The organism is Fulvitalea axinellae, assembly GCF_036492835.1.
Classification (GTDB): domain Bacteria; phylum Bacteroidota; class Bacteroidia; order Cytophagales; family Cyclobacteriaceae; genus Fulvitalea; species Fulvitalea axinellae.
Map to the genome: position 1 here is coordinate 3,191,100 of NZ_AP025314.1, position 17,575 is coordinate 3,208,674.

A 17,575-nucleotide genomic window follows, 5' to 3' on the forward strand; every position below is an offset into this window, starting at 1 on the left:
TAGCTCCGACATTAGCTCAAAAACTGAATCAACTTTTAATAATCAAGTTTGATATTCGTTCCTTCTTCCAGATAGAAAGGATAAACCATATTGGTCCGGACATTAATTTTCCGGATAGTGTAAAACAGGTTCACCCGAATAACTCCGTCGATATATTCCGAAGCGTCCACCACCACCTCGTTAAGTGTAACACGAGGCTCAAAACGCAAAATCGCACGTTTGACAATATCTTTGATAGTGTTTAGCGTATGGCTGTCAATTGAAGCGAAACTCATAGATTTCAAATCGCATCCGAATTCGGGGTTCATGGCCCTCTCGCCAGGAACAGTCCCCAAAATCAGGGCCAAGCTTTGCTCGATATCCTTTTCCTCGGAAACCATTTTCACGGTATCCCGCGCCTTATCAAACGAAGGGGGAAAAGACCAACCCGTTCCTAAAAACGAGGATTTTTCGACCGATTCGTCCATGCTAGCCTCCCATTTCCACTGTAGGGCAACCAGAAGACACTACGCCCCCGTGGGCTGTAGAATCGCCTTGGCGAACCGCAGGGCGTTTGCATAAAAACACTTGTCCCGACCCTTTAAGCACCGAATTCGGACTAGGGGAAACACATAGAGCAATATCTCCCATTACGGCCGCCGGTAATTTCCCTACCGTGACCGTCATGGCCCCGGGGCCCATCAAAATTACACCAACATGAGGCACTACTACCGGCCCGTATGTATCCTGTTGCGGGCAGGTGTGCATATCAAACATTCTGGCTGCTGGTTGTCCCATAAAACAGTATTAAGATTTTTAGAAACCAAAAAACAAATAATAAAGCTCACAAAGCCCAACAACACTACCCTAATGGTATTTATTCTTTGGCGGAATGCCGTTGCTTCCACCAAATCAGAATTGATTTTTAATACGCAATTATATTGCCAGCCTTCATCATTAAGTACCCCTCCAAAAATAATTCGAGTTTAGCTTCGTATGCCCACGTAAATTATTAAATCTGTAAATTTGGTCATGCGTTTTTTGAACCTATCATCATCGACCGTCAACCGTTTAGAAACTCTTGTCAGAAAGAGTGAGAATTATCGGGTAAGGCAAAGAGCCCAAGCCATGCTTTTTAGTGCCAAGGGGTATCAACGATCCCAGATCAGCGATCTGTTGAGTGTCACAACGGAAACCGTATCGTCTTGGTTCGATCAAATTGAGGAGAATGAAGACTGGGACCTTAAAGACCTTCCGGGGCGTGGGCGGAAACCTATAATTGGGGAGGATAACTCCAAAAAAATTTGAGTATGTGGATAAGAATGTCCCACGAAGCCTTTGTCAAGTGGTGCAATGGGCTCAAGAGAACTGTTCCGTTACCGCATCCCGCGCGGTCCTGTCCCGATTATTAAGGTTTGCCGGATACAGCTACAAAAGAATGCGGGTCAGCTGTTCCCACAAACGGGACAAGGTGCTGTTTGATTTCTTTAAAACGGAGATACAGGAGCTTAAGAAGATGGAAGATGAAGGTGAAATAGATTTGTATTCGTTTGACGAAATGGGAGTGAACCTGTCACCGGTCGTTCCTTATGGATGGCAAAAGGTTGGAAAAACACACCGACTATCCAGTATGCCCAGCAGCAACCATACGGTTGTCGGTTTTGTGAATCGGAAATGCGATTTCCACGGATTCAGAGTTGACGGCGCGGCAACGGCTGAAACCACCGTCGCATGCATTAATGATTTTGTCGATCAAATAGAAAAGAAAACAGTTGTCCTAATCGATAATGCAAGCATCCACAAAGCGATATTCGTCAGAGAGAAAATGGTTGAATGGGCAGGCAAAGGCTTGTTCCTTCAGTTTATACCGGCATATTCTCCCGAGCTAAATTTCATCGAGAGGCTTTGGCTCGAATTCAAGCATCGATGGCTTTCAAAGCCGAACTATTTTGATTCAATAGAAGAGCTGACAAAAGCCATCGATGATGTCATTAGAGGGATTGGGACAAAGTATCGAATTAATTTTGAATGACTACTTAATTGATGCTGACCACCGCGCCCTCAATAGTCAAAGGCCCAGTCGCTTTTAGCTCACCAATAGCAGAACTTTCGGCCTGCCACTGTAGCTTTGCGCTTTGTTTTATATTCATCCCATCCAAAGAAACATCACCGATTTCCGTACTTACGCTAACATCGCTCATACAAGAAAAAGTCAATTTTCCTTTAGACGCATCAATCGTCACGTCCTTGGCACTAGTAATCGTCACCCCTTCTTTAGAAAGCTTCACACTATTACCATTCGGATCGGTCAATTCCATTTGCTTCATCATATCGTCAAGCTCAACGACATTTCCCCCCGGAGTCTCCGCAGTCAACTTTTTGGACTGTTCATCCACTACTACCTTAAAGTCTTTTGGAGTCACGAATCCCTTTTGCGCATTTTGAGCACTTATTGAGAATGGCGGAGCGTTCTTTTTTCCATAAAGCGAACCGAGAATAATAGGAAAACGCGGATCATCCCCGACAAATCCTAAAACTACCTCGTCCCCCACTTCTGGGATAAACTGGGCTCCATGGCTACTGGAAGCGTAAAAAGTAGCCAACCTTGACCAGACCCCCTCCCCGTCCGGATCTACCGCCGGACAATCGATCAACAAACGACTCTGCCCCAAAGGGTCGGAAGCCAGTTTCTTAACCTTACCCATATGCAAACCCGAAACACCGGGAACCAACACGTAAGGATCTTCCAAAGACGGATGCGACTGCCCTATCATTGGATTTATATCGCCCAAGGCCAATTCCGTAATCCATTGACCGCCACGAACCACATGTTTTACACCGCTAATAAATACCGGGCCATTGAACCTGTCGCCAAAGCCGCTTAGCGTAACCGCCGTATTCACTTCAAAGGTCGAATCGCCGGGAAAGCTTATTCTACCCACCACGGCCGCCATTCTCGAAAAAGCAAACATCGCGTCAGACCACGCTTTCACCTCTCCACTTTCCGCATAATAAGAGGAAGCAAAGCCCGTACCCTCATCATCGGAGACTTCGGCTAACGACGAAGCGTCGAGCTCACCCGGAAAACTGTACCCCGGATCCGTTCCGGTAGCCTTAACCGGCGCCATCTGTTTTGGGTCCCAAGACGCTCCTTCAACGGAATCGACTTGATGAACAGAATCAATTTCGACGTCAAAACCGATTATATTCATTCCATAATCCAGAACCTTTCCTTCTTCCGCCTCAAAGGACGGCGCGGTAATGATAATTCCCGTTTCATCATCCTCCACAACCAAACCGTTCATCCAAGCCCGTTTTCTGATAAAATCCCAATCCGACACATTGTGCTGCGTTATACTCGGATGCTTTGTCGACGTCGCGTCTATTTGGCCTTTTAAACCGTGAGCGGAAAGAATATCCATCATCACGTCGCTATCCTTCATTTCCGGATAAGTTATATTCTTCCGTCCATTGACCAACACCGTTGATTTAAGCCTGCAATGCAACACTAATTGCGAGCTTACCTTTCCGCCGGTTTTCCGTGTCTTGATTCTGTGCCCCGTAATGATTCCATCAAAAATGGTATCGGCGGTATTTTGATAACCGGCACTCACGGTTACCGCTCCACCGACTTCAAAAGTATCATCGGAACTCATTAGAAAATCCTCATCCTGGGTCTTTCCGTCCACCAAGATAATCTTTGCGGTGGTGAGCTTGCTCAATTGCCTATCCACTTGCAAGGATTCCAACTGATAACTTTCGTCAAGTTCCTGCTTGTTTACGGCAACTTTTACCGTTAATCCATCAACTTCCGTATACGTAGTCTGTCCTGGAGCTCCCATAGGTTTGGTGTTTCTTAAGTTATTAAATCAATTCCGAAAAAGGCCTAGAGCCAATAAAACACCCGCAAAAAACGATAGCCAAACAGCTATCTACGTAAAGGGGGAAAAACGATTTTCTTTCCTGCGGGAATAGAAAGAAAATTAATAATACCGTTAGCCTTGGCTACTTCTATATAGTATTTTGTATCTCCATAAACCTGCTTGCATAACCTCGGCAGATTGTCTCCCGCCATAAAAGTATACACGTGCGTAAGGTCAGGGGAATTGTTATTTTCTTCGCTCGCCTTTGTTGATGGATCTACATATCGATTAAACGAGATATCGACAAAAGCCCTTACCGGCGTACCATCCGGAGCCATTGGCCCATACTCGATATCCATAGTCCTAAGCGTGCAGGTAAACGGTTCCTGCTCGCCCCAAAGCACCTTCAGATAAGGCGGAGTGTGTATCGATCCGTCCACTTCGGCGCATACTTGCCGGAGTTGCATTACGGCATTCAAAACGCTATCGCAACCTTCGACAACACCCGTGGCGTCGAGATAAAACGCAAAACTTAATACTTGATTATAATCGTTTGGCTTCGGATCCGAAACAGACTTACCGGAAGCCAATACATTTTGGGCGGTCGGGGTTTGGAAAAAAGAATATTTGAGCGTAGACGGGTTAATCTGCATCTTGAACGGTTCGCCAAGTTGCTTTCCGAACCCGGGATCTCCGTAAGCCTCTATTGTCAGTTTTTCGAGCTTGGTACTTGTAGCCATAACTATAAATCCAGACTAATTGAACCTAACGTTTATCTTCCATTTCTCGCAATAATTCACCTACCCGTTCCATACATTCCATTACGATCTGCTCCACGTCCGCCTCAGTCAGGCTTTTCCTATCTGATTCCGGGGCCACGGTCGGCGCACCGATTTTTGTTATTATAGAAAAGGAATCAATCTTAACAGGCATAGTCGAATAGTTTAAATCATTTGATTTATCAATAATCAAAAATCATTCCACCGCTATACCTTCTTTTATATACTCTTTCTTTATACCGTTTAAAAGTGTTTTCAAAGTCACCATACCGTCCTTGTTCATGGTAGCCATTAAGGCGCAATATCTCAATACGTTTATTATCGCTCCTCCGGCCAAATCATAACGCGTGGCGACTTCCATAAAATCAATTCCGCTATCAAGCCTTAAACCTTTGAAAGCGCTAGTCCAGAGTTTATGCCTTTGTTCCACTTCCGGTTTGGCGAAATATACCATCGACTGAAACCTACGTTGAAACGCCGGGTCGATATTATCTTTAAGGTTTGAAGCCAAAACGACAACTCCGTCATAATCTTCTATTCTCTGCAAGAGATAAGCCACCTGCTGGTTAAGATGCTGTTCGCTAAAACCGGAACTTCCGCTTTGTTGCGCCCGTTTTCCGAACAACGCGTCTGCTTCGTCAAAAAACAGGATCCAGTCTTTATGCTCCGCTGTATCAAAAATAGTCGCCAAGTTTTTTTCCGTATCACCTATATACTTTGATATAACTTGTGATAAATCGATGCGATAAACCTCCCTGTTCGTATACTTACCGATTAAGCTGGCCGTAAGTGTTTTACCTGTGCCCGGAGGTCCGTAAAACAGCGCTCTGTAACCTGGTTTTATAAATTTGGAAAGCCCCCATTCCTCCATAATCTTGGGGCGGTTTTCCAACCACATTATTATCTGCTGGATTTCGTTAAATACATGGTCATCAAAAACCAAATCATCCCACGAGAGCTTTGTGGAAATCCGGATAGCGGGGAATTTACTGGTATAATTCGGTTTAAAAGGTTTACCCGTAATCAGATAACTCAAGTATTCTTCGGTAATCCGCAACATACCGCTTAAAGGCGTTTCCGGATTATCTTGTTGCTGGTTATTATCCAGTTTTAGAATATTGTATTTATTAAAAGGGTGTTCATCCTCAAAAAAGGTTAAAACTCTGGTTCTTTTCGCCAAGTTACTTCCTGAAACAAGAAATGCGGCCGTTTCCCCTGTAGGCAAAAAGCCTTGGAAATATGTGGTCGGGGCACCTCCAAACTCAGTATAAGCTCTATCGTAGAGTTTATTTTTGGTGAAAAACACGTCGAGCATTTGAGGCATTACATGAGGAACCAACCCCAATAAAAGAATAAGCCTTTCCGCTCTGCTGAATTTGAAACCATTGATTATTTGCGCATAAATGGACGGATCCCGCTCAAGGTTAGGAGCCGGAACGTCCTCCACATCCCGATATTCACAACCTTCGCCAAAATACAGCTTCATACGCGTGTCAAGCACTGCGCTAAACCAGCGAAGTTCCGCCTCTAAGGTACGGACATTCGGATTTACCTCCATTCCCATTCCACTTTTAAGGGTTTACGCATCCAAGGGTATTGAAGCATTCCAAACCCCCAGGGCAAAAGACTTAAAACCAAATCGTTTTTTATTTCTTTCACATTAAGCTTCCAGCCTTCTTTATAATACAATATTCCGTTTCGCTTCATGTATTTTTGCCTAAACCATCTTATCGGATCTTTACTCGTTAATGATAATCGTTCAACAATATCATTCAACATCGATAGCGCCAACTCCTTTTCTTTTTCTGTCATTTCTATTTCGGGCTCCAATGGCTCATCAAACGGGAGCCCGCACAGGAATTTATTAAACGACATTAAATACTCGGGCGTCTCCTCTTCTCCCGTAACCAGAAACTGCATTAAATGCGTAGCTCGTTTCGCTAATTCCTTGGTTTTAAAATGCCGGCCTTCCAACATATCCAGTTTACGGAAATAAGAAACCATATAAGGCCAAAGAATCACAAGACCGGAGTTTTTCACCAACATCCCGTCGGGAATCGGTATAGGCCGTTTCGGTTCGAATAATACCTCTTCCAGTTCCTTATTAACTAATTCTTCCGATTCATCAACAATAGGCGGTGAAGAAGCCAAAGCCAACTTTTCCGAAACAGCGACCTGTTGCGCCCCTATCTTGGCTTGTGAAACCTTTTCAAGATACCAACCCAGAACCTTGCCATACTCCGTTCCTTCATACACCGCAACATTCTCTAATCTGATTTTCACAGATTCTTCGGCGTAATCCATAAAACTCCCATGCTCTTTTTCAAAATAAAGCATAGCGATATGCTCCCATTGAGATCGTGTACTAGGATTAAATCTGGATTCTGATTCTAACACGGAAAGTGTTTCCCGATCAAAACGAACCAAACTGTCAAAACCAACCCCGAAAATTCGTTTTGTGGCAAACTCACCATAGATTTCAGGCAGGGATGGCTTATCGTTTTCGGAATCATTCAAAAATGATTTTATAATCGATTTTAAACTTCTCAGTTGTATTACACCGATATATTTTAAAACCTCCTTTTCTTCGATAAAAACAGGTAAAGACCCAAAACGAAAAACATAACGAACGACATCTTCAGGTTTGAATATTTTGAATTCCGTATTAACAATAGAATCCCCATCAACCACTTGCGGATTTTCCGTTATTTCTTTTAGGGCAATTGTACTTTCCAGATCTCCTTTTCTCAATAAATACCCACGGACTGTATTCGATAACTTAGTAACCTTTTTCCCTTTTTTAATGAAATAAGCGAAAACCTCAACTATCAATTCTTTTCTGCTGGTAAATGTGTTTGTTAATAAGATTTCAAGAACTATCGATCGGACTTCAACAGGTCGGAGACTATCCTCCGCCTGTCCGATAAACTTCTCTATCAAAGCCGGAAAGACCCCCAAGTTCGGAGAGTAATCCTTAAGAAAAAGCTTATAATCAGAATCATTAAACCTGTTCGCTAATAACTTATGGATATGCGTTGTGTTCACCCAATCCTTATTTCCAAAATCACCATGCCATTTCCTTAAGATTTCCGAAGTTACTCTTGGCAACGGCATTTCAGCTTTAGGTTTAAACCAAAACGGCCAAACGCCTCTATCAAGCCGATAAACCAAAGCGTCCCTCTCCCTTATTTCCTCTCTCCGTACATCAAAAAGCTGGTCTTCTGACTTTTCAAACCGAACTTCCTTCCCTGTCAATTCTAGCAATAAGGATTCTTCTTCGCCTGAACGCAGGCTGATATACTGAAACGCCTTTTGCATTAAGAACCTTTCATTTTTTGAGCCTTTTACTCGCCAAAGAATGATACTTTTTTTCAGCTCAGCTGAAGGCGCTTCGACACTGTTCCAGGCCTGTTGTTTAGTATCAATTTCCTCTATTAACTTAGACAACTCCGGATAAATATCTGCTCTAAAAATTCTTGGAAATATTTCTTCTACAGCCTGATCCGATACAGAATAAAATAACCTTTCCCACCTTAAAAACTTATCGTCAGCTACTCTATTGGTTTCCGAAATAACCTTTATTACCGATTGGGATTTAATAGTATGATTAAGCCTTGAAAATGATCGCTCCCAATACTTTTCCGAACCCGTTTTAATAAAAAGCAATAAGTCTACTCCGCTTTCTGTTCCACTCTCTATAGGTAAACTAACAATAGGCTCTACCGATCTTTCTAATTTATCTAGTCGCCCTTTAAAGTCTTTTTTTAGAAGGATATCACTCCAAAAACTCAATACTTCTTTTATACTAAGGTGAGTATCCTTTATAGTTTCTTCGAAAGCATCCGCGCATTCTTTTCCATACCACGAACTAACCCAAAATTTCATCCCAGCATAATCCACTTTATCAACAACCCAATCCAGAATCAATTCTTTTGGAATTAGGCTCATTGCGTCAATAATCTCAACAGGCTGAAACTTTACTATTGATTTAACCCAGCTATCAAAGGAATTATTTGACGAAACCGATAGTAGCAAATCAAAACCTAATAGTTTTGGGGATTGACCAGAAATAGCTTCAGAATCTTGATGAAGCATTTGACGAATATCCATATTAGGAGAAGTCAACCGCTCATAAAACCTATCCGTTTTTTCGAATCCTAATTTCAAAACCACGGATTTGGAAAAGGCTTTTACACTTTCTGTATTTTCGAAAAAATCAACAATCATTACCCTTCTAAAAGGCTCTTCTCCTACCGAAACGGTTAACCCGTTATCAAAAAGGTTCTGAACATTTCGGAAAACCTGAGCGAACGAATCACCTCTCCACAGCCTTACAAGAGTAATAGTCCTTTCCCATCCTAACTTTGAGATTTTTCGCGACACCAAGTGCTTTCCTCCAATTTTAAAGGAACCAACTATATCCCGTAAATCAAGACGTTTAAGCCTAACGAAGATTTCATCTGAATCTTGATTCTCTGAAAATATTTCAAAAATTGAATCATTATTATCGTTAGGAACAACCGATCCTCTTTTTCTCAGTACCTCCGCCTGAATCTCTTCAGGTTTGAGTCTTTTCACTGAATTTCTAAGAAAAAAATGCCCGGGAATACCAAAACCTTGACTTAAAAAAGCCCCTGCCAATATTCGTTCTGGTGAAATGCGTTGAGATGAAGATTCAAGGATTGGCATAAAGAATGCATCCACGGATCTTTGAATCAACTTATCCTCTTTCTCTAAATAAAAAGCCTTTGTGAATTCGATTAAATTGAACAGCGCGTTTCCTGTTTCCTCGCCAAACCAACGCTTAACTAACTTTGGTAATTCATTTTCAAGTTCATTCAACCTGATAGCCATAATTACTCTTGTTCCCGCGCTTTTCAGAACACTCCGAACATCGTTTTGGCTCACTAGGCGTAAGCTCTTTATCACTTTTCCAGAGTCGCCTTTTATCGCTGACTCTTTCAGCCGAATAGAAAGCCACTCTCTCCTAATCTTTTCTATTGCGACAGATTCTCCAACATAAATCAAATCATTGATAAGGGAAATGGAGAAAGCTTGTGTTGGCTCTACAGAGAAAATGTTTTGGAGAAAGACCTCAGGCGATAAGCCCTCAGACTGTTTATTAAAAACTTCATCAAATAACTGAATCCGTATTTTCTTTTCCAGATCAAGTTCCGCAAGGCCTTTATCCACTAGTGCATTTATCGATTCGGTAAGATTTTTTACAGCAATCTGATATTTTGGCCCTAACCATTCTATAACAACTTGCCCCCCGGTTTCCAAATCAAAAACTTTGGGGAACAATGCCGATACATCCTGCCCTAAAGGTGTTTGAATCGCCCTTTTAATTTCTAAATATGTGAATTCCCCAAGTAACCAATCCTTTAATTGACGTGGATTCGAAGTCTTAGAAAATCTATTTAATAGCTTAACGGCAACAGGCTCCGCAATACAATCCAATAATTCGTCTTTCGTGAAGGAGTCACTGTCTTTCAACAAGTTTGTTTTAACCCTTAACTTGGTCGGCCCCTCACTTTTAATAAATACTATTAACGAATCAACCGTCTCCTGTTTTGTCCATTGACCTTTAATCGCTTTCAAACGGATTAAAACTAACTCACTTTCATCATATTCAAAAAACAAAGGAAACCGCCCGTCTACGGTTTTTACCAGATCATTAAACCTACTAAATACATTAATCTGCTCTTTGCTTGCGTACTTCTCGGCAGTAACAAAAAATACTTTTCGTGTTTCCTCCTCTTGTAACCCTTTAAATATATCTATTGTGTCATGCGTTCGAATTAGTTTATCAAATCCATCTTCGCTAAGCTCCGACATATCCGACAGCAGGGATTCCAATGACTTAGCCTCAGCTAACGCTTCGCTCCAATACGCTTTATTTTGTAGGCCTTCTACCGCTTTTTCAATATTACTTTCTTGTATAACTGGCCATTTTAGATTGTTCCAAACCTTTCTTAAGAAAGACTCTTTCCGCTTTTTGGAAAAGCTTTTATCAACTGATAAAAATTCGAAAATCAACTTCTCCCTTTCACGAGAAAAGCCTTTTGGTGAGAGCAATTCATTGACTAAAACAAGGTTTGTATAAATGTGAACAGTCTCTTTTCCATATTCCCGTTCAAAAAAAGGAATCAGCTCTATATCTCTTTCGAAAAACTCATTAAGTTTTAAAGCAATACCAAACCTTTCCGATACCTGTTTCTGCGATAATTCGTAATCATCATCAGAATCGATATAAAAATCCGAAAGAGATAAATACTCAAACGGAGTACTTTTTAACTTGTCAGCAAAATCAGACTTAATTGACAAAAGTCGATCAATTTGAGGCTTTGTCATTCTTTTAGAAAGGTCAACCTCTGCTCTACGGGCTTTATTCAGGCCTTGATTTGATACGATTCGCCAAGCCACATTGTTAGCGCTTTCATTCGGTCCATCCAGCATTGCCGTAACGAAAACCCTAATATTGTTTACCCCAAATTCTTGTTGAGATTCTTGAAAAATTAATTCTACATTTTCATACGCAAAAGCGTATTGTGTCCCAAAAATCCGGATTAAGCTCTCCAACAACTCCCTATTACTATCGAATTGCCGGATTGAGTCCAGAAGTCGATTCTTAGGTAACTCATTCCATACATATTGAAAATCCGACTTGTTAATTTCCCTTTCCTCAAATAATTTCTTGCTATCTAATAGCTCGGTAACCCAAGCTCTATATTCTTCTCCGAAAAATGATTTATTAAACTCCCAATATGATTCCTTTAATTCAACTTCCTGAATTTCACGAGTCTTAATATATTTCACTTCAAAGCCAGCCTTTTCGGTTAATGCCGAAATGAAACCAATTTCTGATCGATTTGCTTTTGGCTGTATTAATGCATTTTCTAAAAGTGAAGTTAGAATTCGTCTACGCTCAAACTTAGAAGTTTTACCAAAGAGTTTTTGAGCATACTTTACAGCGTTTAGGATATTAATCAGAACAGTTTTTCCTTCCGGCACTAAACTATCAAATAGTCTTAACAAAGCTTGATCTGATAGTTTGTCTTCAAGCAACGAAGCAATTGGTTTTATGCGAATGTCAGAAACAAAAGTTGCTTTCTCTTCATTCGCCCAACTTAACGCATGGCTCAACAATTCTTCAGAGCTTAAGGCATCGGTTAACATTAAAAAAGGAGTGTTGGCAGATGTAGCCTTAGCTAATATTTGTGTGTGTTTAAATTCTCTTTTTTTCCAATAAATGCCCGGAATCCGCCCCTTGGTCACAGAAAGGGCCTCCGATTCTGATAATCGAATATTCCTTATTTCCGTAAAAACTCGGGTAGCAAACTCTTTTACAGGTTTCCGCCGATAAGCCAAAGCCCGTTCAATAAATACGTGTGTTTTTACTTTTTCAGAGTCTGTTTGATCTCTGAAACTACTTATATTATAAAAAACAAAAGCAAACGAATCATCGAACCAATGCCTAATCAAATTTCCCTGATCCGAACGATCTCTTCTTAAAAAGCTTTCTACAATGGCATATGAATAACCTTGACCGAATAAACTCTCGATGTTATCGATAGTAAATGCCTCTAATCGATGTGGATTCCGATCTAATTGTTCTTTTAATGTAGAAATTAGTGATATGGACTGTAAATGAATATCATTTACAGTTTCATTTTGAACCACTTCGCTCCAAGCAAAATGGCTTACTTTCAGATCCTCTATACCAACCTTACCGGATAAAGAAGGGACCAAAGATACAATAAAGCCCAAAGTTGCTTCATCAATCGACGTATCTGTCAAAACACTTTCAAACCATATCGTATCCAACTTCACATCCCCTTTCTCGGATACCCTTTTTTGACTTAGTGTACTTGCCAAAGTCAAAATATTTGAAAAAAGGATATCTAACTCTCCCGAAAACCACGTTCGAATTAGATTCGACTTTACTTTATCTGTTGCTGAATTCCAGAATGTATGAATCTTCTGGCTTTGTCCCCGTTTATATACTGTTCTAAGCTTATCAAAAGTTATTTCTGAAAGCTCTACTTCCATTAGCTGAACATCCTGATACACTTCTTGCTGTTCCGGTTTGAAAAGAGCATCAGGCATTAATAGGTTTTGTAATTCAATCGGTTCAAAAACCCTTTTATCAAGCTCCGCCAGTATATGTTCTTCCCGAACATCAATCTTCAACACACGGAATAAAACCTGAACTGAATCTTTTGAAGATGAGTTCTCAAGTAAACTCTCAAACCAAATGCTTTCTATATCATTTATCGAATCAATTTTATTTTTCTCGATAACAGCGACTAGCCCCCTAACATTTTCATAAAGAGTATCTAGTTTCCCAGAAAACCAATCGTGAACAAATTGTATACGTGAAGTTTGCGTCTCTGAATTCCACTTTTGCACTATATCGGTTATACCCGCACTTTTAAACAGTGATTGGAGTTCCGAAAAAGGCTTTTTTAAAACCGAATTTGGTTCTGATGCTCCTTCCAATACCCTTTCAAACAGTACTGTTATATCTTTCGATCTCCAATAATTAAACGCCGTCTCTCTTAAGACCAATTCTTTTGCTCTTTCTATCTTTTCGGCTACTTCACTTTTTTGTTTTTCCGGCCATTCCGAAATCGAAGAAACGGTACGTCGTAAACTAAGCTTAATAAAATTCTGATTTAGCCTCATAGCTAAATATCCCAAAATAGTTTCCTCTCTCGTTTCCTTTAAAAGGGTTTCAAATAATTCTACTTCGCCTTTCTCTATATCATAAATAACATGTGTTTCAGCTGTTCCTTTCAATTCTTGAAAAAGACGGTAACGCATACCCTTAATTGTTAATTCAGAAGCAATTTCATCCCCTTGATTTTCAAGCATCGACAAAACACGAAATTCCTTAACAGTATGCTTAACTATTCCCTTTTTCTCTTTCTGAATAAACTCAAACAGCAACCTAGACTCGTTCGGCAATTGATTTAACAAAACCTCTTCCCAAACCATCTCAGTCAGATGAATTGACTTTTTATGAAAAGCCTTTTTAAGTATCGAATAGAATATCTCGTTTGTATTTCTTTCAACTTCATTATTTTCAAAAAAAACTGCGGAACTTTCGACCCATTGAGGGAGGCCAATAATTGATTCAACCCATTGGCGTATTTGCGCTTCCGAAAAATAATAACTCACTCCATCAGCCAATTCATCCGCTTCTATTCCATTTTGAATAAATCCGTTAAATAACTCCAACCCTTTACCCGTCTCCAGAGTCAACTCAATTAACTCAGACACAGGCCTATCGAGCGAAATCATTCTATTGATTACAATTTGAACTAACTGAGAAACAGGTTCTACCTCCTTGGCTTTTTCAGTTTCAAATACTTCGAGCTGTTGAGACGCCTCAGCCTCCAGGTCAAAATCTTCTATCCATTTCAAAATGCGCTTCCATTCACGCTGAACTTCTCGTTTGTCTTTAATTCGTTGGATAGCTTTTTTTAGCTCTTGCTCCGTATCTTTCGATTCCTGATACTCTGATAGAATTTCTCGCAATATAATTTGACCCGTTTCCTTAGAGCCTGTTAACGTTACAGAAACAGATTCTAATCTTGCGTATATAGATATCGCCCAATCGTATTTCTCAGTTTTTTTAATCCACTTTGATAACGTTTCGAAATCAACAACCAAAAAGAATCTGCTTCTTTCCTCAAAACCTACAGATTCCATAATTTCGACTAGAGCAGACTCGTCCAACCTACCGACTAATTCGCTCAACGTTTCTGAATCTGGTCCAAAACCTGTTTTTAAAAAGACTTCTAATTGTTCTTTTACTTCTAGCTCCTTTCCGAATAATTGAATTGGCTTAACCGCAGGCTTTTCCCATCCGCCAACTACGCTCAACGCCCTTGCCCAATAAAGCTTTTCGCTTTCTTCAAGGGCATCTATTTCCAATAATTTATTTCGCCATTCTGTTTGAATTTTATCTGTATCAAACAAACCTTCGTCTGAAAAATAAAACTCCAGAACCAAGGCTACATATTCACGAAAAACGATCGGACGCTTCTCATTTTTAATAGGCCCATAAATAATTTGATCCGCAATCCATTCCAATTTGGGAATATCATTAGCAATCTCTTCCAATAAGAGCTTTTGAGACTCCATACCAAACTGAAAAACCAAACGGTTAATTGAATCGATTGGATAACCACCTAACCTCAGGCTCCCTAACAATTGACCGCCTCGTCCCTGCTTTATTAGCTGCACTAAAACTTTATCCGGTGTTTCCGTCTCTTTAGTTTCTAACCAAACACCACCTCTTAAAAATGTGATTATAGTTTTGAGCCCGTCAACCTCTCCAAAAGGCATTCTCTTATTTTTACGTTTTGGAGAATCGCCAGTAATGCTTTCTTGCTGTATGACTTCCTTTATTCGCTTTCTTTTCTCCGCATCACCTTTTACAAGAACCTCTAACCTTAACTCCACAGTCTCCAACATTTCTTGTACTGTCGGCACCACTTCCTTTTTAACCTGAAATCTTATTTCATCGAATAACGAATCTATAGTTTCACGAACTTCATTTTTATTAATAAACAACTCGACCTTACGGACAACCCGTTCCGCTATTTCTTTTCGTTTGGCCAGAACCCCTTCTACAAGGCGTAAACGAACTTTAGCATGAGAAAACACTTCTTTTATCCCTCGTTCCGATTCGCTTCTTTGTATCAGAATCGTTTCCCACTTTTCTAATTCCCTAACTGTAGGCTGATAAAGTTTTAAAGCTATTTCTAAAAGCTTTCGATGTGCCGAAACCGGATCTGATATTATATTTTCGCTTAAAACTTTCTGTATATCTTTTTCATACGCATCTCTCAACTCTGGCCTACCGACTTCCACAAAAAGATATCTCCAAGAGCCCACAAAACTCTTAACCTTTACCGCATCCGGCGTATAACCCGAAAAATCAACCGACACACTACTATCCTGAACATACAAGTCCGCTAAATGACTCTGTATTTTTTCAGAAAAATCCGTTTCCCAAAGCCCCGCATCCCTTAAATTCTCTTTCACTAAATGAAAAAAACGAGCGATTCTATTTGAATTCGAAAGACCTTTCGGAATCAAACCGTAAACCGCATTCACTATCTTTTCAATACGTAAGCGATCCTCCGCATTTTCACTTATTCTTTCGGAAAGTATTTTTAATTTTTTCTTTTCCTCTTCCGTTCTTTCGGAAACAAACTCACCCTGAGCCTTTTGCCAATCAAATCCCTTTTCTCCTACCGAAACAAGAATACTCTGAAATTCCTCCATTACACCGTATTCTTCCAATACAAAAATTGGATACTCGAAAGAGTCTACGATTAACTCTGTCAACGTTTTACCAGTAAGTTTTTCATTTCTAACCAACTCGGTAATTCGCTTTCTGAAAACTGATAATTGCCCAACAGGAATGCTTCCTTCATCTAATGTCTCCAACGCTTTCCCAACTCCCGCCAAGGCCGAATCCAACCTGGACAATAACCAAGCTTTAAAAGAATAGCTTTCTATTCCAGCAATCATAGCACGTCCAGGTTTGGTATCCACATCATCCTCTTTCATCATCTCGGCTACTTTGGAATAGAAAATATCCAATTCTGGGCTTTCCTGATTTACAAATCGCCCAATCTCTTTTCCTGCGCGTTCCAATACCAAAGCGTAAAATGGAGCGTCAAGACGTGTACCCGCTCCCGTGGCGAAGGCAAAAAGCTGTTCTTTTATTAATTCATCCACGCTTCCGCTTAAGAAACCGCCTCTTTGAAACGTTCTTCTCAAACGCATCAACCTGTCCACACTTCTTGCCGAAGCAGTTCCTACAACTTCCACCAGATTTCGAAAAACATCAATTCCCAACGCCTTTGCCCAGCGACCAAAAAATGACAACTGATTTCGTGTCCTTAGCTTTCCGAAAAATTCACGGACACGTTCTTTTCCGTGTTGGGAAGACAATATTCCTTTAACCAGTATTTCGGCAATATTTCCCGCTATAAGACCACTCCAACTCGGTAACCTTTTGTGTTCTAGATAATATTGAAGAACATCAAAATCGTCATATAGAAAAGCGTAGTCACTTTTCACCCAATTATTCTCTCTTTCCTTCCGTTCCTGACCTCTATTCCAATCCAAAAAATCACGAATATCACTTCTATAAAATGGTCTAGAAATATCTCGTTCGGCCAATCCCGTTTTTAGGAAATACCCAACAGCCCTGCGCGTTTCCGAAAAACTCAATGTGTAATGAGTTTCCTTATGCAACAAGTGTAAAAACCGAAGAATCCTCTGTTCCAAAAGCTTACCTTTCGCACTTCCGTCAAAACGCTCCACACCCCAACGCAACTGTGTCCGCAAAAGGCTTTTTCGGGACACAGGTATCAGATTTCGTCCCGCTTTTTTATTCCAATAAGTCACAAGCGAATCATAGCTCAAAGCCCCAAACAATCGATTCATTTCCGTATTGGAAAGCTTATTCAAACTTTCCATCGTTTCGGAAATCGCTTCGGGATCTTTAAACGCTTCGTCCAAAACCCTCGAATCCTCCACATACCCGTGGCGCAGGTATGTCATTAATTCTCCGGCCATATAATCCTTTTTCCAAAACGGCCGTTCTTCGCTGGGCTCTTCTACCGATTCCGTTTTTGACAGGTTTCGTTTTCTTTCATCAAGCACTTCCTTTAATTGGGTCGCCACCCTTTCCGCAAAACTTTCAGAATCTACGGATTCTCCCAAATCAAACGTTAAAACCAATTCCGGCAGATATAATAAAGAATCCGGCCCCGCTACCTCATCAAGTACGGGTTCTAACCTGCTCTCCAGCCCCCTTCGTACCCTCCGCACCAATTCCTCCGAATTCCAGGCATCAGATTTACCGGAAAACTGCATCTGCACTTGCAACTTTTTGATTCTATGTAGATTCTTAGCCATAGGAAA

General features: G+C 40.7%; 9 protein-coding genes. 2 read left to right on the forward strand and 7 right to left on the reverse strand.

The features are described from left to right. Positions 1–35 precede the first annotated feature (35 nt). Complete coding sequence (locus AABK39_RS12000) at positions 36–467, reverse strand: GPW/gp25 family protein (RefSeq protein WP_338391594.1); 432 nt, start codon at positions 465–467, stop codon at positions 36–38. 1 nt (position 468) lies between these two features. Next, the gene (locus AABK39_RS12005; protein ID WP_338391595.1) at positions 469–777 is read right to left on the reverse strand and encodes a PAAR domain-containing protein; all 309 of its coding nucleotides are present in this window, start codon (positions 775–777) and stop codon (positions 469–471) included. 234 nt (positions 778–1,011) lie between these two features. On the opposite strand from AABK39_RS12005, the gene AABK39_RS12010 reads away from it, so the two are divergent. Beyond that, entirely contained in the window at positions 1,012–1,287 is a 276-nt protein-coding gene (locus tag AABK39_RS12010) for a helix-turn-helix domain-containing protein (RefSeq protein ID WP_338391076.1), read from the forward strand. A gap of 4 nt (positions 1,288–1,291) precedes the next feature. Beyond that, positions 1,292–2,011, forward strand: coding sequence for an IS630 family transposase (locus AABK39_RS12015; protein ID WP_338391596.1), 720 nt, complete (start codon positions 1,292–1,294; stop codon positions 2,009–2,011). A 4-nt stretch (positions 2,012–2,015) separates the two neighbouring features. Here the strand turns inward: AABK39_RS12015 and vgrG are convergent, their stop codons facing one another. From vgrG to AABK39_RS12040, 5 genes are all read right to left on the reverse strand, one after another. Further along, positions 2,016–3,821 (reverse strand): type VI secretion system tip protein VgrG, encoded by a 1,806-nt coding sequence (vgrG, locus tag AABK39_RS12020; protein WP_338391597.1) that lies wholly within the window; start codon positions 3,819–3,821, stop codon positions 2,016–2,018. An 86-nt stretch (positions 3,822–3,907) separates the two neighbouring features. Beyond that, the gene (locus AABK39_RS12025) at positions 3,908–4,582 is read right to left on the reverse strand and encodes a CIS tube protein (RefSeq protein WP_338391598.1); all 675 of its coding nucleotides are present in this window, start codon (positions 4,580–4,582) and stop codon (positions 3,908–3,910) included. A 25-nt stretch (positions 4,583–4,607) separates the two neighbouring features. Next, the gene (locus tag AABK39_RS12030) at positions 4,608–4,775 is read right to left on the reverse strand and encodes a hypothetical protein (RefSeq protein WP_338391599.1); all 168 of its coding nucleotides are present in this window, start codon (positions 4,773–4,775) and stop codon (positions 4,608–4,610) included. A gap of 42 nt (positions 4,776–4,817) precedes the next feature. Beyond that, positions 4,818–6,179: an ATP-binding protein gene (locus AABK39_RS12035; protein ID WP_338391600.1), complete on the reverse strand. Its 1,362-nt coding sequence runs from the start codon at positions 6,177–6,179 to the stop codon at positions 4,818–4,820. Then, positions 6,170–17,569: a contractile injection system tape measure protein gene (locus AABK39_RS12040; RefSeq protein ID WP_338391601.1), complete on the reverse strand. Its 11,400-nt coding sequence runs from the start codon at positions 17,567–17,569 to the stop codon at positions 6,170–6,172. The genes AABK39_RS12035 and AABK39_RS12040 overlap by 10 nt, the downstream gene beginning before the upstream one ends. Positions 17,570–17,575: the final 6 nt, after the last annotated feature.